General features: G+C 73.5%; 23 protein-coding genes. 8 read left to right on the top strand and 15 right to left on the bottom strand.

All coding sequences use genetic code 11. The features are described from left to right. Positions 1-66 precede the first annotated feature (66 nt). Entirely contained in the window at positions 67-756 is a 690-nt protein-coding gene (locus DSM104299_RS08165; protein ID WP_272476802.1) for a DUF2127 domain-containing protein, read from the top strand. Between the two features lie 31 nt (positions 757-787). Here DSM104299_RS08165 and DSM104299_RS08160 read toward each other — a convergent pair whose 3' ends face one another. The 5 genes from DSM104299_RS08160 to DSM104299_RS08140 are packed head-to-tail and all read right to left on the bottom strand — an operon-like array spanning position 788 to position 6,682. Continuing rightward, positions 788-2,407 carry a putative manganese-dependent inorganic diphosphatase gene (locus DSM104299_RS08160; RefSeq protein WP_272476801.1) on the bottom strand — a complete coding sequence of 540 codons (1,620 nt, stop codon included), beginning with the start codon at positions 2,405-2,407 and terminating at the stop codon, positions 788-790. Positions 2,408-2,458: 51 nt separating this feature from the next. Continuing rightward, a complete protein-coding gene (locus DSM104299_RS08155; RefSeq protein WP_272476800.1) occupies positions 2,459-3,118 on the bottom strand; it encodes a hypothetical protein in 660 nt (219 codons plus the stop codon). Between the two features lie 8 nt (positions 3,119-3,126). Continuing rightward, entirely contained in the window at positions 3,127-4,356 is a 1,230-nt protein-coding gene (locus DSM104299_RS08150) for an ABC transporter permease (RefSeq protein WP_272476799.1), read from the bottom strand. Continuing rightward, positions 4,353-5,090, bottom strand: a complete 738-nt coding sequence (locus tag DSM104299_RS08145) for an ABC transporter ATP-binding protein (RefSeq protein WP_272476798.1) — start codon at positions 5,088-5,090, stop codon at positions 4,353-4,355. Before DSM104299_RS08145 ends, DSM104299_RS08150 begins: the two co-directional genes overlap by 4 nt. After that, positions 5,087-6,682 carry an efflux RND transporter periplasmic adaptor subunit gene (locus tag DSM104299_RS08140; RefSeq protein WP_272476797.1) on the bottom strand — a complete coding sequence of 532 codons (1,596 nt, stop codon included), beginning with the start codon at positions 6,680-6,682 and terminating at the stop codon, positions 5,087-5,089. The genes DSM104299_RS08145 and DSM104299_RS08140 overlap by 4 nt, the downstream gene beginning before the upstream one ends. A 186-nt stretch (positions 6,683-6,868) precedes the next feature. Between DSM104299_RS08140 and DSM104299_RS08135 the strand changes: the two genes are divergently transcribed. Further along, entirely contained in the window at positions 6,869-7,522 is a 654-nt protein-coding gene (locus DSM104299_RS08135; protein ID WP_272476796.1) for a hypothetical protein, read from the top strand. Here the strand turns inward: DSM104299_RS08135 and DSM104299_RS08130 are convergent. Further along, positions 7,519-8,439, bottom strand: a complete 921-nt coding sequence (locus tag DSM104299_RS08130; protein WP_272476795.1) for an arginase family protein — start codon at positions 8,437-8,439, stop codon at positions 7,519-7,521. The genes DSM104299_RS08135 and DSM104299_RS08130 overlap by 4 nt on opposite strands. Beyond that, the gene (gene uvrC, locus DSM104299_RS08125; protein WP_272476794.1) at positions 8,440-10,338 is read right to left on the bottom strand and encodes an excinuclease ABC subunit UvrC; all 1,899 of its coding nucleotides are present in this window, start codon (positions 10,336-10,338) and stop codon (positions 8,440-8,442) included. Positions 10,339-10,379: 41 nt separating this feature from the next. On the opposite strand from uvrC, the gene DSM104299_RS08120 reads away from it, so the two are divergent. Beyond that, positions 10,380-12,002, top strand: a complete 1,623-nt coding sequence (locus DSM104299_RS08120) for a RecQ family ATP-dependent DNA helicase (protein ID WP_272476793.1) — start codon at positions 10,380-10,382, stop codon at positions 12,000-12,002. Here the strand turns inward: DSM104299_RS08120 and DSM104299_RS08115 are convergent. The 3 genes from DSM104299_RS08115 to DSM104299_RS08105 are packed head-to-tail and all read right to left on the bottom strand — an operon-like array spanning position 11,980 to position 13,849. Then, positions 11,980-12,654, bottom strand: coding sequence for a hypothetical protein (locus tag DSM104299_RS08115; protein WP_272476792.1), 675 nt, complete (start codon positions 12,652-12,654; stop codon positions 11,980-11,982). The two genes, DSM104299_RS08120 and DSM104299_RS08115, sit on opposite strands and share 23 nt — an antisense overlap. A 5-nt stretch (positions 12,655-12,659) precedes the next feature. Then, the gene (locus DSM104299_RS08110; RefSeq protein ID WP_272476791.1) at positions 12,660-12,944 is read right to left on the bottom strand and encodes a hypothetical protein; all 285 of its coding nucleotides are present in this window, start codon (positions 12,942-12,944) and stop codon (positions 12,660-12,662) included. Beyond that, the gene (locus DSM104299_RS08105) at positions 12,941-13,849 is read right to left on the bottom strand and encodes a LysR family transcriptional regulator (RefSeq protein ID WP_272476790.1); all 909 of its coding nucleotides are present in this window, start codon (positions 13,847-13,849) and stop codon (positions 12,941-12,943) included. Before DSM104299_RS08105 ends, DSM104299_RS08110 begins: the two co-directional genes overlap by 4 nt. 86 nt (positions 13,850-13,935) lie before the next feature. Here DSM104299_RS08105 and DSM104299_RS08100 point away from each other — a divergent pair, with 86 nt between their 5' ends. Continuing rightward, positions 13,936-14,346, top strand: a complete 411-nt coding sequence (locus tag DSM104299_RS08100) for a nuclear transport factor 2 family protein (protein ID WP_272476789.1) — start codon at positions 13,936-13,938, stop codon at positions 14,344-14,346. Between the two features lie 3 nt (positions 14,347-14,349). On the opposite strand, the gene DSM104299_RS08095 is transcribed toward DSM104299_RS08100, so the two are convergent. Beyond that, positions 14,350-15,759 (bottom strand): GGDEF domain-containing protein, encoded by a 1,410-nt coding sequence (locus DSM104299_RS08095; RefSeq protein WP_272476788.1) that lies wholly within the window; start codon positions 15,757-15,759, stop codon positions 14,350-14,352. Positions 15,760-15,842: 83 nt separating this feature from the next. Between DSM104299_RS08095 and DSM104299_RS08090 the strand changes: the two genes are divergently transcribed. The 3 genes from DSM104299_RS08090 to DSM104299_RS08080 all read left to right on the top strand — a co-directional run bounded on the left by DSM104299_RS08090 (position 15,843) and on the right by DSM104299_RS08080 (position 19,973). After that, positions 15,843-18,095: a molybdopterin oxidoreductase family protein gene (locus DSM104299_RS08090; protein ID WP_272476787.1), complete on the top strand. Its 2,253-nt coding sequence runs from the start codon at positions 15,843-15,845 to the stop codon at positions 18,093-18,095. Between the two features lie 134 nt (positions 18,096-18,229). Continuing rightward, positions 18,230-19,672, top strand: coding sequence for an MFS transporter (locus DSM104299_RS08085; protein WP_272476786.1), 1,443 nt, complete (start codon positions 18,230-18,232; stop codon positions 19,670-19,672). Positions 19,673-19,778: 106 nt separating this feature from the next. Beyond that, positions 19,779-19,973, top strand: a complete 195-nt coding sequence (locus tag DSM104299_RS08080) for a hypothetical protein (RefSeq protein ID WP_272476785.1) — start codon at positions 19,779-19,781, stop codon at positions 19,971-19,973. On the opposite strand, the gene DSM104299_RS08075 is transcribed toward DSM104299_RS08080, so the two are convergent. The 3 genes from DSM104299_RS08075 to DSM104299_RS08065 are packed head-to-tail and all read right to left on the bottom strand — an operon-like array spanning position 19,968 to position 22,365. Further along, positions 19,968-20,096 (bottom strand): hypothetical protein, encoded by a 129-nt coding sequence (locus tag DSM104299_RS08075; RefSeq protein ID WP_272476784.1) that lies wholly within the window; start codon positions 20,094-20,096, stop codon positions 19,968-19,970. The two genes, DSM104299_RS08080 and DSM104299_RS08075, sit on opposite strands and share 6 nt — an antisense overlap. A 15-nt stretch (positions 20,097-20,111) precedes the next feature. Continuing rightward, entirely contained in the window at positions 20,112-21,008 is an 897-nt protein-coding gene (locus DSM104299_RS08070; RefSeq protein ID WP_272476783.1) for a MaoC/PaaZ C-terminal domain-containing protein, read from the bottom strand. Positions 21,009-21,012: 4 nt separating this feature from the next. Then, entirely contained in the window at positions 21,013-22,365 is a 1,353-nt protein-coding gene (locus DSM104299_RS08065; RefSeq protein WP_272476782.1) for a 3-oxoacyl-ACP reductase, read from the bottom strand. A 29-nt stretch (positions 22,366-22,394) separates the two neighbouring features. On the opposite strand from DSM104299_RS08065, the gene DSM104299_RS08060 reads away from it, so the two are divergent. Further along, a complete protein-coding gene (locus tag DSM104299_RS08060) occupies positions 22,395-23,693 on the top strand; it encodes an acetyl-CoA C-acetyltransferase (protein WP_272476781.1) in 1,299 nt (432 codons plus the stop codon). Between the two features lie 4 nt (positions 23,694-23,697). Here DSM104299_RS08060 and DSM104299_RS08055 read toward each other — a convergent pair whose 3' ends face one another. Further along, the gene (locus DSM104299_RS08055; protein ID WP_272476780.1) at positions 23,698-25,104 is read right to left on the bottom strand and encodes an acyltransferase family protein; all 1,407 of its coding nucleotides are present in this window, start codon (positions 25,102-25,104) and stop codon (positions 23,698-23,700) included. Between the last annotated feature and the right edge of the window lie 164 nt (positions 25,105-25,268).

Raw genomic sequence — 25,268 nt, 5'->3', positions numbered from 1 at the left:
GTCTGTGGGTTGACGGGGCACGAGCTGGTGGGGTTGGATGCGCGAGCGCTGCGGCCGGAGGATGCGGTGGTCGCGCGGGAGATCGACGACGTGCGGTGGCATCGGTGCCTGCGGTGCGACTCGTGGCTGCCGATCGGCGACCGCCCGCCGGCGACGCGCGAGGTCCCGCCCGAGCGCGACGAGATCGAGCTGCCGCTCCGTGGCCGTCCGCTGCGCGATCGGGTGGTGCTGCGGCTGATCGCGATCAACCGCGCGGTGCACTTCATCGGCCTGGCGCTGCTGGGGATCGCGATCCTGCTGTTCAGCGCGAACCGGGCCGATCTCCGGGACGTCGTGCTGCGCGTCGTCGCCGACGTCACGGGCGAGTCGGCCAGCGGCAGCGGCAGCGAGCACGGCCTCACCCACCGCGTCGACGAGCTCTTCTCGCTGCGCTCCTCGCGGCTGCACCTCTTCGCCGCGATCGCGATCATGTACGCCTTGGTCGAGGGCGTCGAGGCCGTCGGGCTCTGGTGGGGCAAGCGCTGGGCCGAGTACCTCACCTTGATCGTGACCGCCTCGCTGCTGCCGGTCGAGATCTACGAGCTGACCAACCACGTGTCGCCGTTCAAGGTGGTGGCCTTCATCCTGAACGTCGCCGTCGTCGCCTACTTGTTGTACGCCAAGCGTCTGTTCGGGATCCGCGGCGGCGCGGCCGCGGACGAGGCGCTGAAGGAGAAGGACGTCGGCTGGCCGGCGCTGGAGGCGGCGTCGCCCTGAGCCGCTTTCCGCGCGCTCGAGGCGCGACCGCCTAGAACGCCCCCAACAGCGGCGGCGCCACCTGCTTCTTCCGGCTCATCACGCCCGGGAGGTCGAGGATGCCGTTCTCCGCTTGGGTCTCGAAGGCCCGTTCGGCGGCCGCGACGTCGCCGGCGACCAGGAGCTGTGTGTGCTTCTCGAGGATGTCGGTGACCATCAGCGCCGACAGGACGTGGCCGTTCTTGTCGTGCTGGGCCTGGAGCGCGTCGCGGAGCTCGCCGAGGCGGTCGGAGAGCACCTTGCCCGCCGTCTCGACCTGCGCGATGCACAAGGGCCCTTCGGCGGTCTCGTACTCCTTCGAGTCGCGCCCCAGCAGCGACTCGACCGAGGCGTCCGCCGCGTCGGAGCCGCTCTCGAACATCTCGCGGCCCCACTCCTCAGCGTTCAACGACAAGAACTCCGCCAGGTACCGGACGGCGACGTGGTCGCGGTCGGTCGTCGTCGGCGAGTTCAGGATCACCGTGTCGCTCAGGATCGCGCCGAGCAGCACCGTCGCCGTCGGCTTGGTCGGATCCTCGCCGGCCTGGCGGAAGCGCTCGATGACCAGCGTGGACGTCGACCCGACGGGGTCGAACGTCGCCCGCACCGGCACGCGCGTCTCGATCGAGCCGATGTGATGGTGGTCGAGGATCTCGACGATGTGCGCCTGCTCGATCCCGGGCACGGACTGGCCCTGCTCGGCGTGGTCGACGAGCAGGACGTCGCGCGGCTTCGGGTTGACCAGGTCGGTGCGCGTGACCAGCCCGATCGGATGCCCCGACCGGTCCACCGCGACCGCGGCGCGATAGGAGACGTCCTTGATCGTGTCGGTGACGTCCTCCAGGAGGTCGTTGCCCCGGACCGTCACCGGATCGGTGTCCATCAGCGCGCTGCACGGCGCGGCCAGCGTCGTCATGCGGCCGCAGACGTAGGAGTCCAGCGGCGACAGGACGACCGCCGTCCCGTGCTCGCGGGCCAGCTTCAGGATCTCGTCGCTCGGCGCGATCCCGTTGGAGATCAGCATCAGCGCGACGCCGCGCTCGATCATCCGGGCCTGCGCGTCTTCGCGGTTGCCGATGATCACCGCGTCGCCCTCGCCGATCCCGGACTCCAGGAAGTCGGTCGCCATCGCGAACACCCAGACGCGGCCGGCGACCGAGACGTCGTCGCCGACGACCTGCTCCCCGCTCACCGCCGCCGCGATCGCGCTGACCCGCGTCGGCGCGTCGACCAGCGTCGACGCCTCACGCGACTCGCGGATGTACCGGCGCGCCAGCGCGCGCTCGGTCATGACCCCGACGAGCTTGCCGTCGTGGTCGACGATCGGGACGACGTCGAGCTTGTCCTGCGCCATCGTCAGGCCGACCTCGCGCACCGGATCGTCGATCCCCGCCGCGTAGAAGTCCTGCTGCATCACGTCGCGGACGCGCAACATGATGTGCGGCAGGAACATCGGCTCGGCCGCGCCCGCGCGGTCCAGGACCCAGCGGGTCTGGCTGTTGATGTCCCCCAGGCGAACCGGGACGTACGTGTTCTCGGGATCCAGGCGACCGCGCAGCTCGGCGTACCCGATCGCCGCGGCGATCGAGTCCGTATCGGGGTTGCGGTGCCCGGTGACGGCGATGTTCGGCACTGCCCCCATTGTGGCGTGCGAAGGACCTTCGACGCGGTCTGGGTCGCGCGATCAGCCGGCCGGCGGCGCGAAGCCCTGCGGCGCCCGGACCGACGACCCGCCCGAGCCCGACCCGGAGCCCGCGGCGGAGCCCGAAGCGCCCGCGGCGCCGCCTGGCGCCGCGCCGCTCCCGAGGCCGGCGAAGGCCGAGACGCCCTTCGCCGTCGCCGTGATCGACGACGCCGTGACGGTCCCGCTCGACGCCTTGGCGCCCTGCACCACGATCGTGTCGCCCGGGTGGATGGCCGCCGCGCTGCTGGACGCGTTGCGCGTGACCTTCGAGTTGTCGTTGGTCTTGATCTTGACCGTGGTGCCGTCGCTCGTCGTCAGGTAGATCGTCGAGCCCTTGACGTTGGCGACCGTGCCGGCCGTGGCGCTGGAGGCGGCGCCACCAGCGCCACCCGCCCCCAGTCGCGCCGCAAAGCCGCCCGCCCGCGCACCCGCACCAGCACCGGCGCCGCCGCCGGACCCGTCGCCCGAGTGCTTCTGCACCTGCACGCCCCCGATGAACCCGGCGGCCGCCAGCACGACCGCCGCCAGCGCGCCCGTCGCGGGCGTCGCCCACCGGCGCCGCGGCCGCCGCGGCAGCGCGTCCTCCTCAGGCGCCTCCGGGGCGTCCTCCTCGTCGTACCACTCGACCTCGGGATCGTCGTGCTGCTGCTGCTGGCTCATGGGCTCGCTCATTCGAATCGGAGGGCGTCGATGGGGCGCAGGCGCGCGGCGCGGCCCGCCGGGTAGGTGCCGAAGAAGAGGCCGGCCAGGACGGCCGCGCCGAAGGACAACGGGATCGAGTACAGGGCGATGACGGGCTGGACGCCGGCGATCTGGAACCGGCTCCCGACCACGCCGACCACGACGCCCACGACCCCGCCGAGCATCGACACCAGCACCGCCTCGGCGAGGAACTGCCAGAGGATGTCGGCGCGGCGCGCGCCGATCGCCTTGCGGATGCCGATCTCCCGCGTCCGCTCGGTCACCGACACCAACATGATGTTCATCACGCCGATGCCGCCGACGAGCAGCGAGATCGCGGCGACCGCGCCGAGCAGCGTCGTGAAGACCGACGTCGTCTGGTCCGACGTCTCCAGGATCGACCCCTGGTTGATGACGTGGAACGGCGCGGTCGTCGTGTCGGTGGCGCTGATGTCGTGGCGCGTGTCGAGGATCGACGTCACCTCGGCCTGCGCGGCGTTCAGCGCCTGCTCCGACTTGGCCTGGACGACGATCTGGTTGATCGACCCGTAGCCGCTCAGCGCGTCCTGCACGGCGGTCAGCGGCGCGAAGACGACGTCGTCCTGGTCGGTCGTGCCGTTCGACCCCTTGGCCTTGGTCACGCCGACGACCGTGAAGCTCGACCCGCCCATCTTGATCGTCTGGCCGACCGGGTCGGCCCCGCTGAACAGGTTCTCGACGACCGTCGGGCCCAGGACGACGACGCGGTCGTGGTGCTTGACGTCGGCGGCGGTGAACATCGCGCCCGACGCGACCTCGTAGTTGCGCGCGGTCGCGTAGGCCGGCGTCGTGCCGGTGACCGACGACGCATAGCTCAGCGAGCCCGCGACCAGCGTGGTCGACGACGCGGCCACCACCGGTGACGCCGACTTGACGTCCGGCGCGTTGAACGGGTCCTGGAGCGCGGTCGCGTCGCCCTGCGTGAGCGTGATCGACGACCCACCGCCACCGCCGAACGCGCCCGGCCCGCCGCGCGCGCCGCCGGCCTGGACGAGCAGGACGTTGGAGCCCAGCGCCTGGATCCCGGCCTGCACCTGCTGCTTGGAGCCGTTGCCGACCGCGACCAGGACGATCACCGACGCGACGCCGATCGTCATCCCGAGGATCGTCAGGCCGGATCGCAGCTTGTTGGCGACGATGCCGCCGAGCGCGATGCGCACCGTCTCGGCGAGCGTCACGCGGCCTCCCCGGCGAGCGCGTCGCCGGCGCCCGCGCCGGTCGCGACGTCGGACACGACCCGGCCGTCGGCAAGCCGGATGACGCGCCGCGCGCGGGCGGCGACGTCGTTCTCGTGGGTGATCAGGACGACCGTGCGGCCCTCGTCGTTGAGGCGTTCGAAGATCGCGAGGACGTCGGCCGTCGAGCGCGAGTCGAGGTTGCCGGTCGGCTCGTCGGCGAGCACGAGCGACGGGTTGGTGACGATCGCGCGGGCGACCGCGACGCGCTGCTGCTGGCCGCCCGAGAGCTCGGACGGCAGGTGGTTCAGGCGCGCGCCCATGCCGACGGCCTTCAGCGCGGCGGTCGCGCGCTCACGGCGTTGTTGTCGCGGAACGCCCGCGTAGCTCAGTGGGAGCTCGACGTTGGCCAGCGCGCTCGTGCGCGGGACCAGGTTGAAGGCCTGGAAGACGAAGCCGATCTTGCGGTTGCGCAGGTCGGACTGCTCGTCCTCGTCCATGTCGCGCGTGTCGACGCCGTCGAGCAGGTAGCGCCCGCTCGTCGGCATGTCGAGGCACCCGAGCATGTTCATCAACGTGGACTTGCCCGAGCCCGACGAGCCCATGATCGCGACGAGCTCGCCGCGCTCGATGCGCAGCGAGACGCCGTCGAGCGCGTGGACCGCGAGCTCCTCGGTGACCTGGTAGGTGCGCCGGACGTCGTCGACCTGGATGACGGGGCGGCGTGGACGGCTCACCGACCGCCTCCGCCGGCGAAGCCGCCGGGCGGCGCGCCGCCGCCCGACAACCCGCCGCCGCCGAAGCCTCCCGCCGCTCCGGACAACCCGCCGCCCACGCCCGTGCGGCCGGTCCGCGCAGCGCCGCTGCCGGTCGCGCTCGCGCCGGCCGACGCGCTCTGCGAGGTGACGACGACCTGGTCGCCCGCGGCGAGCCCGCTGATGACCTGCGTCGACGTGTCGCCCGCGACGCCGGTCTGGACGCGCTGCGCGGAGCGCTTGCCGTTCTTGACGACGGTCACCGACGAGCCCTGGATCGCCTGCGTCGGGACGACGACGCCGGACGCCTGCGACGTCACGATCTCCGCGGTCGCGCTCATGCCGGAGCGCAGGCCCTTGGTCGTCTGGGTCAGCGCGATCGTCACCGGGTAGGAGACGGCGCTCGCCGTCCCGCTGGAGGACGAGGACGAGGACAGGACGCCGATGTCGATGACCTTGCCCGCGACCTCCTCGCCGGACGCCGCGTTGATCGTGACCGTCGCCTGCTGGCCGACCTTGACCGAGTTGATGTCGGACTCGGAGAGGCTGACCTCGAGGTGCATCCGGCTGAGCTGGGTGAGGGTGATGAAGCCGGACGAGGAGGACGACGACGTGCTGCCGGTCGACGACGCGCCGCCGGTGCCGGCGCCGCCCGTGCCGCCGCTCGCGCCGGAGCCCGAGGAGGTCGACGCGCCGGCCGACGAGCCCGACGAGCCGGCGCTGACCTGGTCGCCGACGGCGCCGTCGACCGAGGCGACGGTCGCCGACGCGGGGGCGCGCAGCGCGGTGGCCGTGAGCGCGTCCTGGGCGTTGTCGACGGCGAGCTGCGCGCTCTTGACGGCGGCGGCCGCGGACGCCTCGCTCATCGTGGAGCCGGAGCCGCCGGAGGAGCCGGAGCCGGAGGACCCGCCGGACGAGGACGAGCCCGACGCGCCGGAGCCCGAGGACGACGACGTGCGCGAGCCGCTCGCCCCCGACCCGCCGCCCGCCGCCGGCGTCGTGGTGGTCGGGGTCGTCTTGGTCGGCGCCGGTGTCGTGGTCGTGGTCGTGGTCGGCGTCGTCGCGGTGCTCTGCGGCGCCGTCGTGGTCGCCGGCACCGCGCTCGTCGCCTGGGCCGCGACCGCCTTGACGCTCGCGGTCGTCGCGCTCGCCGTCGTCGCGGTCTTCGTCGAGGCGGTCGTCGTGGTCGTCGTCCCCGACTCGATGTCCTCCAGCGTGTCCTGCGCCGCGGACAGCGTCGCGTCGGCGTCGGCGAGGTCGACCTCGGCCGACGACGGGTCGATCCGCGCCAGCAGTTGGCCCTCGGTGACGTGCTGGCCGGCCTTCACGTACACCTTGGTCACCTTGCCCGAGGCGCCGAAGCTCATCGTGATGGTGTTGGCCGGCGAGAGGTTGCCGCTGCCCGACACCGTCGACTGCACCACGCCCTTGGACACCGTCACGACGCGCTGCTGCGCGGTCTGCGCCGAGGTCTCGGGGCCGACCATGACGACCGCGACGACCACCCCGCCGGCGGCGAGGGCGCCGAGGCCGAGGTTGAGCGGGATCAGATGACGACGAGACGGCCGGGGCATACGACGCCAGCTTCGGCCCATCCCGTGAGCAGTCTCTAAGCGGAGTGCGAGAAAAGTCGAAGAACCCGACGCCCCGCGGTCCGCCACGTCAGGACCAAGGCGGTTCTCCGGCCGAAGAACCGTGACTTACGCACTTCTTCGGCCCCGCTTGGCCGGCGTTTCGGTTCCTGCGGCTCACTGCTCGCCATGTCCCGCCTCGCCACGCCCCTGTCCGCCCTCGCCGTCGCCGGCGCGTCGCTCGCGCTCGTCGCGTGCGGCAGCTCCGACAGCAGCTCGTCGTCGACGACCGGCGACGGGAGCGCGAGCGCCGGCCAGCAGGGCGGGACGCGCGACGCGGACTTCCAGAAGTTCCAGCAGTGCCTGAAGGACAACGGCGTGACGCTGCCCGACCGCCGCAACGGCCAGGGCGGGCTGCCGAGTGCCAGCAGCGCCACGCCGCCCACGACCACCGACGGCACGCCGCCGCAGGGCGGCTTTCCGGGCGGCGGCGGGGGCGCGCCCGGCGGCGCCGCCAACAACCCCAAGTTCCAGAAGGCCATGCAGGCCTGCGCCAAGTACCGCCCGCAGGGCGCCGGCCCGGGCGCCGGCCCGGGCGGCGGCCGCGGCGGCTACGGAGGCGGCGGCAACGGCACCCGGCCGCGCATGGACATCAAGGCCTACACGCCGTACCTGACCTGCCTCGAGGACCGGGGCCTCGACGTCAGGGTCGCCGACGGCTTCAACGCCCTGCGCAACCTCAAGCAGACCGATCCCCAGGTCCAGGCCGCGTTCAAGGCCTGCCAGTCCAAGCTCCCGCAGCGCCCGCGCGCCGGCGGCACCACCACCACCGGCACCACCTAAGCCGCGGCGGGCGGCGGCGCGAGCGCCGCGGCCAGCCCGCCGACGAGCGTCTTCAGCGTCGTCCCGTCCGCCGCGCCGTGGTCCGGGTTGACCTCGGTCACCGTGATCGTGGCGCAGCGCGGGTCGGCCACCGCGACGGCCAGCGCCGCCAGCGCGGCGTCCAGCGTCACGCCGCCGTCGCGCTCGGTGTTCTCCGACAGCGGCAGGTCGAGGAAGTCCACCACGTCGACGTCGAGGTGGACGGCGAGCACGTCGCAGTCGCCCAGCGCCGCGAGCGCGCGCCGCGCGGCGGCCGCCGGATCGCAGGCCAGCGCCGCGATCGACTCGTGCGCCAGCCCGTGCTCGGCGATCGCCGCCAGCTCGAACGCCGTCGCGTGATCGGGGTCGAAGCCGACGAGCGCGACGTCGGCGCCGCTCAGCAGCGGCGTCCGTAGACCTACATCTCGCAGCGGCGCCCGCGCGCCGTCGAGCGCCAGCAGGTGCGCGACGCCCATCCAGTCCAGCGCGCCGTCGTCGGTCGCCTCGGGGACGTTGAGGTCCGCATGCAGGTCCAAGTACACCAACCCGACCCGGCCGCGGTCCGCGACGCCGGCGACCGCGCCGATGCCGACCGTGCAGTCGCCGCCGAGGATCAGCGCGCGCTCGGCGCCATCCCCCAGCGCGCCGCGCACCGCGCCCGAGACCTTGCCCGCCACCCTCGCCGCCTCCGCGACGTTCGCGGCCAGCGGGTCCTCGGGGTCCGGCGCCCAGCGCGCGCCCGGGACGTCGCCGACGTCCTCGACCTGCGCCCAGCCCTCGGCGCGCAGCGCCGCGATCAGCCCCGCGTCGCGGAACGCCGCCGGCGCCAGCTCCTGGCCCGGGGCGTAGGCGCCGGCGCTGGACGGCGCGCCGATGACGGCGAGGCGCTCGGCGGCCACTCAGCGCCCCGTCCGCGTGCGGTGCAGGAAGGTGTACAGGTCGCGCGCGGTCTTGCCCGGCAGGCCGGGGACGGCCTCGAGCTGCTCGCGCGTCGCCTCCAGCACCGCGTCGGGCGAGCCGAAGTGGTTCAACAACGCACGCTTGCGCCCCTCGCCGATCCCCGGCAGGTCGTCGAGGACCGACGCCGTCATCGCGCGGTCGCGCCGCGTCCGGTGGTGCGTGATCGCGAAGCGGTGCGCCTCGTCGCGGACGCGCTGCAGGAGCTGGAGCGCGGGCGTGTCGTGGGGCAGGACGATCGGCTCCGGACGGCCGGGGACGAAGACCTCCTCGATCCGCTTGGCCAGCGAGACGACCGCGACGCCACGGTCCAGGAAGCCGCGCAGCGCCTCGACGCCGGCGCTCAGCTGGCCCTTGCCGCCGTCGATCACGATCAGGTTGGGCAGCGTCGCGAACGACTCGTTGCGGTCCGCGTCGTGCGGCGAGAGGTCCTGCTGGCGCTCCCAGCTGGCCAGCCGGCGGCCGAGCACCTCGCTCATCGAGGCGAAGTCGTCCGGGACGCCCTCCTCGCCGCCGCGGATCGTGAAGCGCCGGTAGTCGGCCTTCTTCGGCGCGCCGCCCTCGAAGACGACCATCGACGCGACCGTGTGCGTCCCCATCAGGTTGGAGATGTCGAAGCACTCGATCCGCAGCGGGAGCGCGTCGAGCGCCAGCTCGGCCTGCAGGTCGTCGAGCGCCACGACGCGCTGCTGGCGCGAGCGCTCGGCCTTCAGGCGCTCCTGGTCGAGCGCCAGGCGCGCGTTGCGCTCGGCGAGGTCCAGCAGGCGAGCCTTGTCGCCGCGCTCGGCGGCGCGGACCTCGACGTTCGCGCCGCGGCGCTCGGTCAGCAGCTCGGCCAGCGGCTCCAGGTCCTCCACCGCGCCCTGGACGATGACCTGCGGCGGGATCACGGTCGCCTCGCCGTAGTACTGCAACAGGAACTCCTGCGCGACCTCCCCCACCCCGCCTTCCTGGATGTTGTCGAGGTAGAACGACTGGCGGTCGCTGAGGACGCCGTCGCGCAGCTGGAAGACCTGGGCGTTGGCGTCGGTGCCGTCGACCGCGATGGCGACGACGTCGACCGTCCCGTTCGCGTCGTTGGCGACGCGCTGGCGCTGCAGCAGCGAGCGGACCGCGGCGAGGCGGTTGCGCTCCAACGCCGCCTGCTCGTACTCCTGCTTGGCCGCGGCGCCGTTCATCCGCGTCTCGAGGTCGTGCTCGATCTCGCGGTAGCGGCCTGACAGGAACGCGCGGACGCCGTCGATCGACTCCATGTACTGCTCGCGCGTCACGCCGTAGTCGACGCAGGGCGCCCCGCAGCGCTTGATGTAGTAGTCGAGGCACGGCGAGCCGGAGCGCCGGCCCGGCTCCGCGCCGTTGCAGGAGCGGTACTGGAAGACCTTGCCCAGCGTCTCCAGCGTCGAGCGCGTGCGCTTGGCGGAGCTGTAGGGGCCGAAGTACAGGCGCGTCTTGCGGTGCCGCTCGCGGGTGAAGTAGACCCGCGGGAACGGCTCGTCCATCGAGATCGCGATGTAGGGATAGGACTTGTCGTCGCGCAGCCGGATGTTGAAGCGCGGCTGGTACTGCTTGATGAAGTTCTGCTCGACGAGCAGCGCCTCGGTCTCGGACTCCACGACGACGAAGTCGACGGAGTCGATCGAGTCCACCATCTGGTGCGCGCCGCGCGTCACCGGGTTGGAGAAGTGGCTGGCGATCCGCTTCTTGATGGACTTGGCCTTGCCCACGTAGATGACCTTGCCCTTGTCATCGTGGAACAGGTAGACGCCGGGGGCGTCGGGGAGCTTCTTGCGCTGGTCGGCCAGGCGCGTCTTGCGCCCTTCGGACTGGGGGACGGAGGCCATGCCCGTTCGAGGATAGGCTCGGCCGAGGCTTACCCGTGTCCATGCACCCCAGCGAAGACGAGATCGAGGCCGCGGCGCAGCGGGAGCTGCACCACGCGCACCTGCGTCCGGGGCAGTTGGAGGGCATCGAGGCGGCGCTGGACGGGCGCGACGCGCTGGTCGTCATGGCGACGGGGTCGGGCAAGTCGGCGATCTACCAGCTCGCGGGGTACTTCCGGGACGGGCCGACGGTGGTGGTCTCGCCGCTGATCGCGCTGCAGCGCGACCAGGTCGCACAGGCCGAGGGCGGCGTCGCGGCGGAGCTGAACTCGACGCTGTCGCACACGGCGCGCGAGGCGGTGTTCGCGGGGCTGGCGTCGGGCGCGACCGAGTTCGTCCTGCTGGCCCCGGAGCAGCTGGCCAACGCCGACACGCTGGCGCGGCTGCGCGCGGCCGGGCCGTCGCTGTTCGTGGTCGACGAGGCGCACTGCGTGTCCCAGTGGGGCCACGACTTCCGCCCGGAGTACCTGGAGCTGGGCGCGGCCGCCGAAGCCCTCGGACGGCCGCCGATCCTGGCCCTGACGGCGACCGCGGCGGCGCCGGTGCGCGAGGAGATCGTCCGCGTCCTGCGGCTGCGCGACCCGGACGTCATCGTCAAGGGCTTCGACCGGCCCAACATCTGGCTCGGCGTCCGGCGCTTCCACGAGGGCGAGGGCAAGGAGCGGGCGCTGATCGAGGACGTCGTCGCCGCGGGCGCCGGCGCGACCGGGATCGCCTACGCCGCGACGCAGAAGGGCGCCGAGGAGCTCGCCGGCGCGCTGGCCGCGCGCGGCGTCCGGGCGACGGCCTACCACGGCGGCATGAGCGCGAAGGCGCGCGACGCGGCGCAGGAGGCGTTCATGGCGCCGGACGGCGACGTGGACGTGATGGTCGCCACGATCGCCTTCGGCATGGGCGTCGACAAGCCCGACGTGCGGTTCGTCTTCCACCTCGACGTCAGCGAGTCGTTGGACGCCTACTTCCAGGAGCTGGGCCGCGCGGGGCGCGACGGCGGCCCGGCGATCGCGCGGCTGTACTACCGCCCGGAGGACCTCGGGCGCCGGCGCTTCTTCGCCTCCGGCAAGATCGACCAGGCGACGCTCGAGCGCGTCGCGCGCGTGGTCCAGGCCGCGGGCCGGCCGGTCGACGCGGGCGCGCTGCGCGTGGAGCTCGGGATGTCGCGGTCGCGCGCCGCGACCGCGCTGCACCGCCTCCAGGACGCCGGCGTGGTCGTCGTCGGCGACGACGGCGTCGTGTCGAGCGTCGAGGGCGTCGACCTGGCGACCGGCGTCGAGAGCGCGGCCGCGAGCGAGGTCGATCGCGAGCAGTTCGAGCGCTCGCGCGTCGAGATGATGCGCGGCTACGCCGAGCACGAGACCTGCCGCCGCGCGCTGTTGTTGGGGTACTTCGGCGAGGTCTTCCAGCCGCCGTGCGGCAACTGCGACAACTGCGACGCCGGCCACGGCCTGCCCTCCGACCTCCTCGGCGCCGACGAGCCCTTCGCCGTCGGCGACCGCGTGCACCACCCCACCTTCGGCGACGGCGCCGTCCAGCACGTCGAGGACGGAGTCGTGACGGTCGTCTTCGACCGCGTGGGCTACAAGACGCTCTCCGAGGAGATCGTCACCCGCCGCCACCTGCTGTGAGCAGCTCCCGCGCGGCGCGGAAGAACGCCAGGATCTCGTCGGCGTCCTCGGCGGGGCGCTCGGCGCCCGTGAAGCCGTGGGCGTTCCAGAAGGTCGCGGAGCCGGTCTCGGCGGGCGCGGTCCACGGCGCGACGTAGGCGTAGGGCTCGGTGTGGTCGTCGTCGCCCGGGGAGATGCCGTAGGTCGCGCGGGTCTCGCCGGCGCCGAGCTCGGTCGCGATGTCGAAGTGCTCGGGCCAGAGGTTGATCGGCGCCGGCTCGTCGGCCGGCGAGGCGCCGTCCAGGAGCCCGCGCAGCGCCTCGTCGCCGTTGGCCCACACGTCGGCCAGGATCAGCGCGGCGCCGGCGTGGACCTCCAGCGTGTCGTCGGGCAGCGCCGCGGCCGCCGCCTCGTCGAGGCCGACGAAGCGCGCCGCCGCGCGCAGCGAGGTGATGGCGATCGCCTTCGCGTCGCCGTCGGCCCCGACGCGCACGAGCTGCGTGCCGGCGGTGCCGACCCAGCCGCCGCCGGGCAGGTCCGGCGTGCCGAAGCCCTCGGGCCGGACCTGAAGCGCGATCTCGTTCCCGGTCGCCTGCACGCGCAGCGGGCTGACCACGCCCTCGGCGAGGGCGTGCAGCGACCGGCGCATGGCCACGAGCGGGACGTCGTCCATGCCGATCATCCTGCCGTGCGGCGCAAGAGCCGGGCCAGCAGGCCCCGCCGGCGCGGCTGGGTGGCCTGCCACTCGTCGCGCGACGGGAGCCGCCCCGCGGCCCGGGCGCGCTGCACGCAGGCCAGATGCGCGTGACGCCGTCCCTCGCCCTGGCCCACGGGCCGGATCAGGACGTGCTCGCTGAACGCCGGCAGCTTGCGCGGGCAGAACGGGCACGTGTAGGTCGACGGCTTGGTGGACTGCGCGCGCCGCAGCTCGTACCACGGCGCGGCGACCAGCCCGCGGCTCACGGCGCCGTCCAGCCCTGCGCGACCGCCTCGGCGCGCAGCGCCTCGACCGCCCGCGCGACGACCGCGCCGTCGCCATCGTCCGGCGTACCGCGCCGCAGCAGGCTGATCGGCACGCGGGGTGCGTCGCGCAGCGGCCGCCACACCAACGGCGCCGGCGTCCCGACCTGCGAGGACTCGCCGGCCAGCGACACCGCGCCGCCCTCGATCAGCGCGCCGTAGGACGGGTCGAACGGCGTGCCGACGTGCAGCAGCCGCGGCTCGAAGCCCGCCGCGCGGCACGCGCCCACGACGAGGTCGTAGTGCCCCGGGTTGGCCGCGCGGTCGTGCAGCGAGATCGTCTGGTCGGCCAGCGCGGCCAAGTCCACCATGTCGCTCGCGGCCAGCGGGTCGTCGGCGACCAGCAGCACGCCCAGCCGCTCGCGCCGGAGCACCTCGGCGTCGACGCCGTGGACCTGCCCCGCCGACCGCACGAGCGCCAGGTCCAAGGTGCCCTCGCGCACCGCGCGGCCCAGCTCCGGCGTCGGCAGCAGCCGCGGATGCACCTCGACCGCGGGCAGCCGACGCCGCAGCCCCTCGATCAGCAGCGGCGCGGTCCCGTAGCCCAGCGACGTCGAGTACCCGAGCGCGACCCGCCCCCGGTGTCCGACCCCGAACGCGCGCAGCTCCTCGTGCAGCGCCGTCGCCTCGCGCTCCAGCGCCGCGCCACGTTCCAGCAGCCGTTGGCCGGCGTCGGTCGGCACCACGCCCGCCGACGAGCGCTCCAGCAGGCGCACGCCGACCTCGGCCTCCAGCAGCGCGACCTGCCGGGAGACCGCGGGCTGGGCCACGTGCAGGACGTCGGCCGCACGGCTGAACGAGCCCTCGCGAGCCACCGCCAGGAAGTAGAGGAGCCTGCGGTCGAGCATGGAGCAGCGATGGTATGCCGGATCGGCACCGCGGCAGAACCAGGTGCTCTTGGTGCGACCCGCGGCGGCGCGGAAGGCTGCCCACCATGACCACGCGAGCCGCCATGGACAACTACCTGAAGGCCATCGAGGCCGTCGACGAGGACGCCCTCACGGCCGCGTTCCACCCCGACGCGACGTGGTGGCTGCCCGGCGACCTGCCCGTCTCGAAGACCTGGGAGGGCCGCGACGCGATCCTCGGCGACTTCCTCGGCTCGGTCATGTCGCAGTTCGCCCCCGGCACGTTCACGCTGACCACGCACGCGGTCGTCGCCGACGAGGACGCGGCGGTCCTGGAGTGGACGGTCGAGGCCACGACCGTGCGCGGCGAGGCCTACAAGAACGACTACCTGGCGATCTTCGAGTTCCGCGACGGGCTCATCGTCGCCGTACGCGAGTACATGGACACGGCCGTGATGGCCCGCCTCCTGTTCCCCAAGGCGCGCGCGACGGCGTAGCGCCTACGCCACGACGTCGTCGGGGCGGAGCTCGGCCCCGGCGATCATCGCCCGCGACCGGCCGGCCCGCTTGGCGTCCAGCAGCGCGACGTCGGCGGCCTCGAGCAGGTCGGCCAGCTCGTCGCCGTGCGTCGGCGCGGCGGCGCAGCCCAGCGACAGGTCGACCTTGGGGCCGCTGCCGGCCTCGAAGACCTCGCTCACCTGGGCCATGATCCGCTGCGCGGCCTGCACGGCCTCCTCGAGGTTGCCGGGGACCAGCAGGGCGAACTCGTCACCGCCCAGGCGGCCGGCGTGGCCGTGCACCGCGAGGATGCGGCCGATCTCGGCCAGGACGAGGTCGCCGGCGGCCATGCCGTGGCGCTCGTTGACGGCCTTGAAGTTGTCGATGTCGCAGATGAGGATCGCGCCGCCGCGATTCTCGATCAGCGCGATGCGGGTGGTCTGCAGCCAGTGACGGCGGTTGGCCAACCCGGTCAGGTCGTCGGTCTGCGACAGCCGCTCCAGCTCGGCGACGCGCTGCGCCAGCCGGCCGTTCTCGCCGGTCCGCTGCTCGGGGTTGGCGATCTGCTCGGCCAGGACGTCGAGGACGTCGGCGGTCAGCTGCAGGCGGTCCATGGCGACCTCGAGCAGCGCGTGGTCGGCCTCGGTGCCGTGCAGCATGCCGGCGACGTTGTCGGCGAGCTGCACGCACGCGACCTCGGCGTTGGGCGCGCCGACCCCGGTCGGGCCGCCGTGGTGCCAGGCGATGATCGACGCGACCTCGGCCGGCAGGCCCCAGCGCTCGGCCAGCAGCGCGCCGCACTGGGCGTGGTCGATGCCGAAGCGCTCGCGCTCGGCCAGGACGCGCTCGGCGCCGGCCGGGAACTCGCGGGCCATCGCGTCGCAGGCCGCCTCGCCGAAGACCTCCGGCAGGACGAGCTTGCCGACGTCGTGCAGCAGGCCGGCCAGGTGCACCGTGTCGCCCGGGATGCGGGCCTCCTCGGCGGCCGCGGCGGCGCCGATCGCGACGGTGATCGCGTGCAGGTGGAGCTGGCCGCAGGAGGCGCGGCCGTTGCCCCTGGAGCGCTCCAGGAAGCGGAACGTGGCGGCCTCGAGCGCGAGGCGGCGCAGCGCGCGCCGGCCGACGAGCATCACGGCCTGGCGGATCGTCTTCGCGCGGATCGGGTGCGCGCGGGCCGCGGAGTTCGCGAACCGCAGCAGGTTGGCCGCGAAGGTCGCGTCCTGCTCCAGCGCGTCGACCAGGTCGGCGGCCGTGGAGTCCTGGTCATCGCACAGGGCGATGACGCGGAGCACCGTGGCATCCAGGACCGGGAACTCGGCCAGATCGTCAATGGCGCCGGCGACGGAACGGGCATCGACGGGGTCGATGCCTTCCTTCCAGGGCGCGCAGTCCGTTGCGTGCTTTGCCTCCATGGCTCTCTGTGGCATCGGTCGGCGCGCGTTCGCGTTGAGGTGGGGATGTTGGTGGTGGACGAGTGTCCGAGTAGCTTTCGCCCATGACCGTCGCCTTCCGGACCTGTCCCCTCTGCGAAGCGACCTGCGGCCTCGCGCTCGAGGTCGACGCGGGCGCGCACACCGTGACGAAGGTGCGCGGCGACGCCGACGACGTCTTCTCGCACGGCTTCCTGTGCCCCAAGGGCGTGTCGATCAAGGAGCTCCACGACGACCCCGACCGCGTGCGCACGCCGCTGATCCGGCAGGCCGACGGGTCGTTCGCGCCGGCGTCGTGGGACGCGGCGTTCGCGCTGATCGCCGACCGGCTGCCCGCGGTCGTGGAGCGCGGCGGCAAGGACGCGGTCGCCGCCTACATCGGCAACCCGGCGGCGCACTCGCTCGGCTTCCTGCTCTACGGCAAGGCGTTGTTGAAGGCCATCGGGACCAAGAACGTGTTCTCGGCCAGCACCGTCGACCAGTACCCCAAGCAGGCGGCCTCGGCGCTGATGTTCGGCACCGGGACGACGGTCGCGATCCCCGACCTGGACCGCACCGACTACCTGCTCTGCCTCGGCGCGAACCCGTTGGCGTCCAACGGCTCGCTGATGACCGCGCCCGACGCCCGCGGGCGGCTGCGCGCCATCCGGGCCCGCGGCGGGACGCTCGTCGTGGTCGACCCGCGACGCTCGCGCAGCGCGGCGGAGGCCGACGTGCACCTCGCGATCCGGCCGGGGACCGACGCGCTGCTGGTGATGGCGCTGCTGCACGTGATCTTCGACGAGCGGCTGGACGCGCTCGCCGGCGCCGCCGACCACGTCGCGGGCCTCGACGAGGTGCGGGCGCTGGCCGTCGACTTCCCGCCCGAGGCCGTCGCGGACGCCTGCGGCCTCGACGCCGACGCGATCCGCGCGGTCGCCCGCGACTTCGCGGCGGCGCCCTCGGCCGTCGCCTACGGTCGCATCGGCACGACGACGCAGGCGTTCGGCACGACCGCCTCGTGGCTGATCGACGTCCTCAACGTCGTCACCGGCAACCTCGACCGCCCGGGCGGCGCGATGTTCCCGCTGCCCTCCGCCGGCCTGGCGAACACCAAGGGCGAGCCGGGCCGCGGCCGCGGCGCGAAGTTCGGCCGCTGGACCTCCCGCGTCCGCGGCCTGGGCGAGACGTTCGGCGAGCTGCCGGTCGCGTGCCTGGCCGAGGAGATCGACACGCCCGGCGAGGGCCAGGTCCGCGCGCTGATCACCGTCGCGGGCAACCCGGTGCTCTCGACGCCGAACAGCGACCGCCTGGCCGCGGCGCTGGACGACCTCGACTTCATGGTGTCGATCGACATCTACGTCAACGAGACGACGCGCCACGCCGACGTCATCCTCCCGTCGCCCTCGCCGCTGGAGAAGGCGCACTTCGACTTCGTCTTCCAGGGCTTCGCGATCCGCAACTACGCCAACTACTCCCCGCCCGTGCTGGAGCGCCCGGCCGGGCTGCCCGACGAGTGGGAGACCGTGCTGCGCCTGGTCGGCGTCGTCACCGGCCAGGGCCCGGACGCCGACGTCGCGGCGATCGACGAGCTCATCGCGCGCGCCGCGATCGGTCGCGAGGTCGGCGACGCGCACTCTCCGTGGCACGGCCGCGACGTCGACGACGCGCTGGCCGAGCTGGCGCCGCGCGTCGGCTCGTCGCGCCTGATCGACCTGATGCTGCGCACCGGCCCGTACGCGCTGACGCTCGCCGACCTGGAGGCCAAGCCGCACGGGATCGACCTCGGCGCGCTGGCGCCGCGCCTGCCCGAGGTGCTGCGCACGCCGAGCGGGAAGGTCGAGCTGGCGCCGCCCGCGCTCGTCGCCGACGTCGCGCGGCTGCACGCGGCGCTGGAGGAGCCGCGCGACGGCATCGTCCTCATCGGGCGCCGCGACCTGCGCTCGAACAACTCCTGGATGCACAACCTGCCGCTGCTGGTGCGCGGGCCGGAGCGCTGCACGCTGCACGTGCACCCCGACGACGCCGCCCGCCTGCGGCTCGCCGACGGCGGCCAAGCGACGATCAGCTCGCGCGTCGGGACCGTGACCGCGCCGGTCGAGGTCACCGACGACATCCGGCCCGGCGTCGTCTCGCTGCCGCACGGCTGGGGCCACGACCGCGACGGCGCCGACATGGCCGTCGCCCGCGCCCACGCGGGCGTCAACTCGAACATCCTGACCGACGAGGCCGAGGTCGAGCCGCTGACCGGGACGGCCGTGCTCAACGGCATCCCCGTGACGGTCAGCCCGGTCGACGCGGCCGCGCTGGGCGCGCAGCCGCTCGCGGCGGCCGGATAACCGCACCTGCGCCGGTTCGGCCAGCAGGCCAGTCCTTCACGACCGGGGGTTCCCCCGATGTCTCACACCTGCCGCCCACGGCACGTTGTCCATCGACCTCGCTCCCCCTGCTCTCACGAAGGACTCCCCCAACAGTGCCAACCCAACGCTGGACCCTGATCGTCGTCTGCGTCGCGACCGCGATGCTCATGCTCGACATCGCGGTCGTCAACACCGCGCTCTCCGACATCGCCGGCGACCTCCACACGGGCCTGCACGGCCTGCAGTGGATCGTCGACGCCTACACGCTGGCCCTCGCCTCCGTCGTGCTCACGGCCGGCTCGCTGGCCGACCGCTTCGGCCGTCGTCGCCTCTTCACCTTCGGCCTCGCGCTCTTCACCGGCGCGTCGCTGCTGTGCGCGCTGGCCGGCAGCATCGAGTTCCTCAACATCGCCCGCGTCGTGCAGGGCATCGGCGCCGCCGTCATGTTCGCCGTGTCGCTGGCCCTGCTGGCCAACGCGTTCCCGGACATCAAGGAGCGCGTCGGCGCCCTGGCCGCCTACGGCGCGACGATCGGCGCCGCCTTCGCCGTCGGCCCGCTCGTCGGCGGCGCCCTGACCAGCGGCTTCGGCTGGCGCGCGATCTTCCTCATCAACATCCCGCTCGGCCTGGCGTGCCTGTGGATCACGCGCGCCTACGTCGCCGAGTCGCGCGACGCCGTGGCCCGCCGGGTCGACGTCGCCGGCCTGCTCACGCTCACCGGCGGCCTGTTCCTGCTGATCCTCGCGCTGCTGCGCGGCAACGAAGAGGGCTGGGGCTCGACGCAGATCGTGGCCGAGCTCGCGAGCGCCGGCGTCCTGCTGGCCGCCTTCCTGGCCGTCGAGGCGCGGGTCAAGGACCCCATGTTGCCGCTCGGGCTGTTCCGCGACGGGCGCTTCACCGGCGCGCAGGTCGGCGCGTTCGCGATCTCCGCGTCGTTCTTCGCGGTGTTCTTCTACATCACGCTCTACCTCCAGCAGATCCTCGGCCTGAGCGCGATCGAGGCCGGGTTGGTCTACCTGCCCGGCACCGTGCTCATGTTCTTCGTCGCGGGCGGCACGAGCGCCATGGGCGAGCGCGTGAGCGGTCGTGCGATGGTCAGCGTCGGCCTTGCGCTGGTCGCGATCGGCATGGCGCTGATGACGCTCGCGCAGGTCGACTCGTCGTGGGCCATCGGCCTGCCCGGCTCGATCGTCGCGATGATCGGCACCGGCCTGTTCAACCCGGCGGTGAGCAACTTCGCCCTGGGCAGCGTCCCACAGCATCAGAGCGGCCTCGCCGCCGGCGTCAACGACACGTTCCGCCAAGCGGGCATCGCCGTCGGCGTCGCGGCGCTCGGCGCGCTGATCCCGACGGGGGCCTCGCTCGGCGCGGCCGACCCGCAGGCGTTCGTCGACGGGATGCACAACGCGCTGTGGGTGTGCTTCGCCCTCTGCGCCGTGGGCGCCGCCGCGTGCTGGTTCCTGCTGCGCACGCCGGCGGGCTACGTCGCGCCCGACGCGACCGACGACGCCGCGGTCGACGCCCGCGACGCCGAGCTGGTCCTCGAGACCGTCTGATCCGGGGCACCGGCGCCCAGAACCAGCGTCCGTCCTCCGACCGGGGTGCCCGAAATACCCCGGTCGGGGATGAGACCGTTCCCGCTCGCCGCCGAATCTCTCGCGCGTGGAGGATGTTCGCGGCACGGACGCGGTGACCTCGCGGACGCGACGCCTGCAGTGGCTGGTGGCGCTGCTGGCCGGGATCGTGGCCGCGGCCGCGGCCGCGGCCGGCTGCCTCGCGGTCGTCCGGCCGCTGGGCTGCGACGCGGCGCAGGGCTTCGGGCTGGGACGGCCGATGCTGCGCGGCGCGGTCCTATAGGACGCCGGCCAACGCCGTCTGCACCACGACGAGCCCGAGCACCAGCACGGCGAGCAGGACGACGAGGAGCGGGTGCGGCATAGGCGCACCGTCCCGCGCCGGGGTCGCCACGTCAACAGCCACGCGGCAATGTTCTGCTCAGGCGCTGATCCGACCGTCCAGGTGCGGGATGCCGCGCTTGGCGTCGTGGACGGCGAAGGCGCGGCCGGTGCCGTCCGGCTGCGGCGTCGTCGTCGTCGAGAAGCCGACGGTCGCCGGCAGGAGGACGGGCTTCTTGAAGCGCACCTCGACGGCGAAGGCGGCCGGCAGCTCGGGCTGGAGCGCGGCGAGCGTGCGGGCCTTGAGCCACATCCCGTGGGCGATCGCGCGGGGCATGCCGAAGACCTTGGCGCTGAGGTTGTGCAGGTGGATCGGGTTGCGGTCGCCGGAGACGGCGCCGTAGCGGCGGCCGATGTCGGCCGGGACCTTCCAGATCGCCTCGGACGCGGGCGGCGCGTCGCGCTTGGTCGTGTTGTCGTCCCTGCTCGCGGACGATCCGCCGCCACGCCGAAGGTACGTCGAGCGCCCTTCCCAGACCCGCTCGCCGTCGACCGTCGCGACCGCGACGACGTCGAACTGCCGGCCGCGCGGGTGGTCACGCAGATCCTGCGCGTGCACGGTGAACGACGGCGTCTCCCCCACCGTCACCGGCCGCATGTGCTCGATCCGGTTCTCGACGTGCACGAGGCCGAGCACGCCGAACGGGAACGCGCCGTCGGTCATCAGGCGCATCGCCAGCGGGAACGCGAGGACGTGGAGGTAGGTCGGCGGCACCGCGTCGCGCAGGTCGAAGCCGCAGACGCGCGCGTAGTCGGCGACGTGGCCCGCGTCGAGTTGTACGTCTTGCAACGCGAAGGCGAGGTCCGGCAGGCCCTTGGCCGCGCTCGGGCCGATGACCGGGACCTTGCGCAGCAGCGGCAGCGCGTAGGAGCCGGCGACGGCGCGCGGGTAGAGCGTCGCGGCCGACGGCGCGCCGTCGAGCGTCCGAGTTGTCATCGTCCTACGCTCCGATCAGCGACTGGCCGCACACGCGCACGACGTTGCCGTTGACGCCGCCGGACGCCGGGCTGGCGAACCAGGCGATCGTCTCGGCCACGTCGATCGGCAGGCCGCCCTGGGCGAGCGAGTTCATCCGGCGCCCGCCCTCGCGGACGAACAGCGGCATCGCGGCCGTCATCTGCGTCTCGATGAAGCCGGGCGCGACCGCGTTGATCGTCGCGCCGCGCTGGGCGAGCTCGGGCGCGAGCGTCTCGACGATCCCGATCACGCCCGCCTTCGACGCGCCGTAGTTCGTCTGCCCGCGGTTGCCGGCGATGCCGCCGATCGAGGAGACCGTGACGATGCGGCCGCCGTCGCCGATCAGGTCGCCGAGCAGGAGCGCCTCGTTGAGCCGCTCCTGGGCGGAGAGGTTCACGTCGAGGACCGCGTCCCAGCGCTCGGGCTTCATGCGCGCGAGCGTCCGGTCGCGCGTGATGCCGGCGTTGTGGACGACGACGTCGACGGTGCCGTGGCGCTCCTGGAGGTAGGCGGCGAGCGCGGCGGGCGCGTCGGCCGCGGTGACGTCGAGCGCGAGCGTCGCGCCGCCGATCGCGTTCGCGACGGAGGCAAGATCCTCGCCCTGCTGCGGGATGTCGATGGCGATGACGTGGGCGCCGTCGCGCGCGAGCGTCTGGGCGATCGCGGCGCCGATGCCGCGCGAGGCGCCGGTGACCGCGACGACGCGGCCGGCCTGCGGCTTGTCCCAGTCCCGGGGCGTCGACGACTCGCCGCTGGCGACCCGGATCACCTGGCCCGACACGTACGCCGACTTGGACCCGAGGAGGAAGCGCAGCGTCGACTCCAGGTCGTCCTCGCCGCCCGGGGCGACGTAGACGAGGTTGCCCGTCGCGCCGTGGCGCAGCTCCTTGGCCGCCGAGCGGACGAAGCCCTCGAGCGCGCGCTGAGCGACATGATGGCGTCGGTCGGCGGCGTGCTCGGGCGGCGTGCCGAGGACGACCAGCCGGCCGCTCGCGCCGATCCGGCTGATGATCGGCGAGAAGAACTCGCGCAGCTTGGCGAGGTCGTCGGAGCTCGTGATCCCGGACGCGTCGAAGACCGCGGCGGCGATCTTGGTGGTGTCGGTGACGGCGTCTGGCGCGAGCGCCGTGCTGTTGGTGGCCTCGAGCACGCGCTCGACCGTGGAGAGCAGGCGGTGCTCGGGCGCGCCGCCGACGACGGCGGGTCCGGCGAGCAGCGGCTGGCCCGCCTCGTAGCGGCGCAGCGGCGTCGACTCGGGGAGGCCGAAGCGCCCGACGAGGAAGCGGCCGGGCGGCGTGGACGAGAGGCGTTGGTATCTATCGGCGGCTTGCGACACGGTTCGATGTTACATTCTTTGATGTCACCATGCCCCAGCCCAAGAAGAGCTCCCGCCCCGCCCCCGCCGCGATCCTCGGCGGCAACCGCATCCCGTTCGCGCGGTCCAACGGACCCTACGCGCAGGCCTCCAACCAGGACATGTTCACCAGCGCCCTGGACGGGCTCGTCGCCCGCTTCGGCCTGGCGGGCGAAGCCGTCGACGAGGTCGTCGGCGGCGCCGTGCTCAAGCACGCCCGCGACTTCAACCTCATCCGCGAGTGCGTGATGGGCAGCGCGCTGTCCGATGCCACGGCGGCCTACGACGTCCAGCAGGCGTGCGACACCGGGATCCAGGCGGCCGTGCTGGCCTCCAACAAGATCGCGCTGGGGCAGATCGACGTGGCGATCGCCGGCGGCGTCGACACCACCAGCGACGCGCCGCTCGGCGTCAACGACGACCTGCGTCGGCTGTTGGTGAAGGTCAACGCGACGAAGTCGGCGGCGGAGCGCGTGAAGCTCCTCGCGCACGTCCGGCCGTCGCACCTGGCGCCGGACGTCCCGCGCAACGCGGAGCCGCGCACCGGCCTGTCGATGGGCGAGCACGCCGCGGTGACGGCGCGCAAGTGGGGGATCACGCGCGAGGCGCAGGACGAGCTGACCGCGCTGTCGCACCAGCGCCTGGCCGCCGCCTACGACCGCGGGTTCTTCGACGACCTGGTCACGCCCTACCTCGGGTTGTCGCGCGACCAGAACCTCCGGCCGGACTCGACGGTCGAGAAGCTGGCGAGGCTCAAGCCGGTGTTCGGCGCGCGCGAGGACGGCGCCACGATGACCGCCGGCAACTCGACGCCGCTGTCGGACGGCGCGTCGTGCGTGCTGCTGTCGACCGACGCGTGGGCGGAGGAGCGCCGGATCCCGGTCCTGGCGCACCTCGTGGAGGCGCAGACGTCGGCGGTCTCCTACGTCCACGGCGACGAGGGGTTGTTGATGGCCCCGGTGTACGCGGTGCCGAAGATGCTCGCGCGCGCCGGCTTGGGGTTGGACGACTTCGACTTCTACGAGATCCACGAGGCGTTCGCGTCGCAGGTCCTGGCGACGCTGGCGGCGTGGGAGGACGCGGACTTCTGCCGCTCGCACCTGGGCCTGGGCGGGCCTTTGGGCTCGATCGACCGCTCCAAGCTGAACGTCAACGGCTCGTCGCTCGCCGCGGGCCATCCGTTCGCCGCGACCGGCGGCCGGATCCTGGCGACGGCGGCGAAGCTGCTGGCCGAGAAGGGCTCGGGCCGCGCGCTGATCTCGGTCTGCGCGGCCGGCGGCCAGGGCGTCGTCGCGATCGTCGAGCGGTGACGAGTTAGTTGTAGGTGTCGGCGCCCGCGGGCTGCGGGCGCAGCGCGGGCGACTCGCCGGTGCGCTGGCGCTTGGGCTGCGGCTGCGGCGCCCGGGCGGCGCGCCGGCGGCCGCCGCCGGTCACGCGGCGCGCCCAGGCGATCGCCGGCTTCTCCACCAGGAACCAGCTGAGCGTCGCGGCCGGCAGCGTGATGGCCATGACGGTCAGCAGCTGGCGGCCCAGGACGTCGCCCTCGGGCCAGTGGCCGGTCATGCGGAGGCCGACGATCACCGGGAAGTGGAAGAGGTAGACGCCGTAGGAGATCGTGCCGAGCCACTTCGCGGGGCCCCGCGCGAGGAGCGTCGCGCGCCACGGACCGGCGACGAGCGTCGCGATGACCATCGCGATGCCGGCGATGCCCGGCGCGTCGCCGACGAGGCTGCGGATCTCCTTCGTGCTGACGCCGGTCGCGTGCCACCACGAGTTGGCGACGACGACGGCGAGGCCGGCCAGGACGAGCGGCGCGGCCTGGCGCGCGCTGAGCCGGCGGCCGTGGAGCAGGACCGCGACGGTCATGCCGGCGCCGAACTCGACGAGGTGCGGGAGCAGCGAGGTGCTCAGCGTCTGCGGCCAGTGGTGGGTGTAGGCCAGGATGGTGGAGACGACCCCCGCGGCGACGATCGTCAGCGTGAGCGCGAGGAGGCGCACGCGATGGGCACCCAGCTTGAGCGCCGCGAGGCCGGCGAGCGGGAGCGTCGCGTAGAACGACACCTCGATCGCGAGCGTCCACATCGGCGGGTCCAGGTGCCTGATCGTCTCCTCGAAGTGGTTCTGGGCGAAGACGAGGAAGACCGGCAGGAGCGCCGGGTCGATCTGCATCGGATGGTCGAGGTGGCGCAGCAGGAAGAACGACGCGATCAGCGCCACCCAGTAGCCGGGCAGGATCCGCGCGGCGCGGCGGATCGCGTAACGCGCCAGGCTCGGGCCGCGTCGGGCGCCGTCGAGGGCGGCGGCGACGAACGGGCGGAAGATCAGGAAGCCCGAGAGGACGAAGAACACCTGGACGCCGAGGCGCAGCTCGCCGAGCGTGAAGTCGAGCAGGCCCTTCGGCGGCCGGTGGCTGTCGCCGTAGCTGAACATCCACACGTGGAGGACCAGGACGCCGAGCGCGGCGAGGCCGCGGATCCCGTCGAGGGAGTCCAGGCGCTGGCGGGGCGCGGCGCCGCCGCCGGCGGCGGGCGGGACCGCGGGCTCCTCGGTGACGCCGGCGGGCGCGACCGCGGGGTCCTCGGTCGTGCCGGCGGGCGCGACCGCGGGGTCCTCGGTGGCGCCGGCGGGCGCGGCGTCGTTTGCGACGCCGTGATGGCGCGCGGGGGCAGCGGCATGCTGCGCGCGGGCGGCGCGGGCGGTGGTCGGCTCGGCCGTGGGCATGTGCAGACGGTCGGTCACGAACTTGAGAAGCGGCGAAGAACGCTCTGGGCAGACGCCGGGCGCCGTCACGCGATCAGCCGCTGTCCGTTCTCGTACCCGAGGGCACGTGGGCTACACGTTAGGAGATGTTGAGTTCTGCCGGGCGGGCGGGGCGCGCCGGGCGC

It is taken from the genome of Baekduia alba, from assembly GCF_028416635.1.
In the GTDB taxonomy this organism is placed as follows: domain Bacteria; phylum Actinomycetota; class Thermoleophilia; order Solirubrobacterales; family Solirubrobacteraceae; genus Baekduia; species Baekduia alba.
Note: the sequence above shows the minus strand (reverse complement) of the source record. Positions and strands in the feature narration are given on the sequence as shown.

Bases quoted from the DNA above. Each gene is read 5' to 3' on its own strand.
- DSM104299_RS08155 (WP_272476800.1), bottom strand. From the start codon at position 3,118: ATGAGCCAGCAGCAGCAGCACGACGATCCCGAGGTCGAGTGGTACGAC.
- DSM104299_RS08140 (WP_272476797.1), bottom strand. From the start codon at position 6,682: ATGCCCCGGCCGTCTCGTCGTCATCTGATCCCGCTCAACCTCGGCCTC.
- DSM104299_RS08135 (WP_272476796.1), top strand. From the start codon at position 6,869: ATGTCCCGCCTCGCCACGCCCCTGTCCGCCCTCGCCGTCGCCGGCGCG.
- uvrC (WP_272476794.1), bottom strand. From the start codon at position 10,338: ATGGCCTCCGTCCCCCAGTCCGAAGGGCGCAAGACGCGCCTGGCCGAC.
- DSM104299_RS08120 (WP_272476793.1), top strand. From the start codon at position 10,380: ATGCACCCCAGCGAAGACGAGATCGAGGCCGCGGCGCAGCGGGAGCTG.
- DSM104299_RS08115 (WP_272476792.1), bottom strand. From the start codon at position 12,654: ATGGACGACGTCCCGCTCGTGGCCATGCGCCGGTCGCTGCACGCCCTC.
- DSM104299_RS08105 (WP_272476790.1), bottom strand. From the start codon at position 13,849: ATGCTCGACCGCAGGCTCCTCTACTTCCTGGCGGTGGCTCGCGAGGGC.
- DSM104299_RS08100 (WP_272476789.1), top strand. From the start codon at position 13,936: ATGACCACGCGAGCCGCCATGGACAACTACCTGAAGGCCATCGAGGCC.
- DSM104299_RS08095 (WP_272476788.1), bottom strand. From the start codon at position 15,759: ATGGAGGCAAAGCACGCAACGGACTGCGCGCCCTGGAAGGAAGGCATC.
- DSM104299_RS08090 (WP_272476787.1), top strand. From the start codon at position 15,843: ATGACCGTCGCCTTCCGGACCTGTCCCCTCTGCGAAGCGACCTGCGGC.
- DSM104299_RS08070 (WP_272476783.1), bottom strand. From the start codon at position 21,008: ATGACAACTCGGACGCTCGACGGCGCGCCGTCGGCCGCGACGCTCTAC.
- DSM104299_RS08060 (WP_272476781.1), top strand. From the start codon at position 22,395: ATGCCCCAGCCCAAGAAGAGCTCCCGCCCCGCCCCCGCCGCGATCCTC.
- DSM104299_RS08055 (WP_272476780.1), bottom strand. From the start codon at position 25,104: ATGCCCACGGCCGAGCCGACCACCGCCCGCGCCGCCCGCGCGCAGCAT.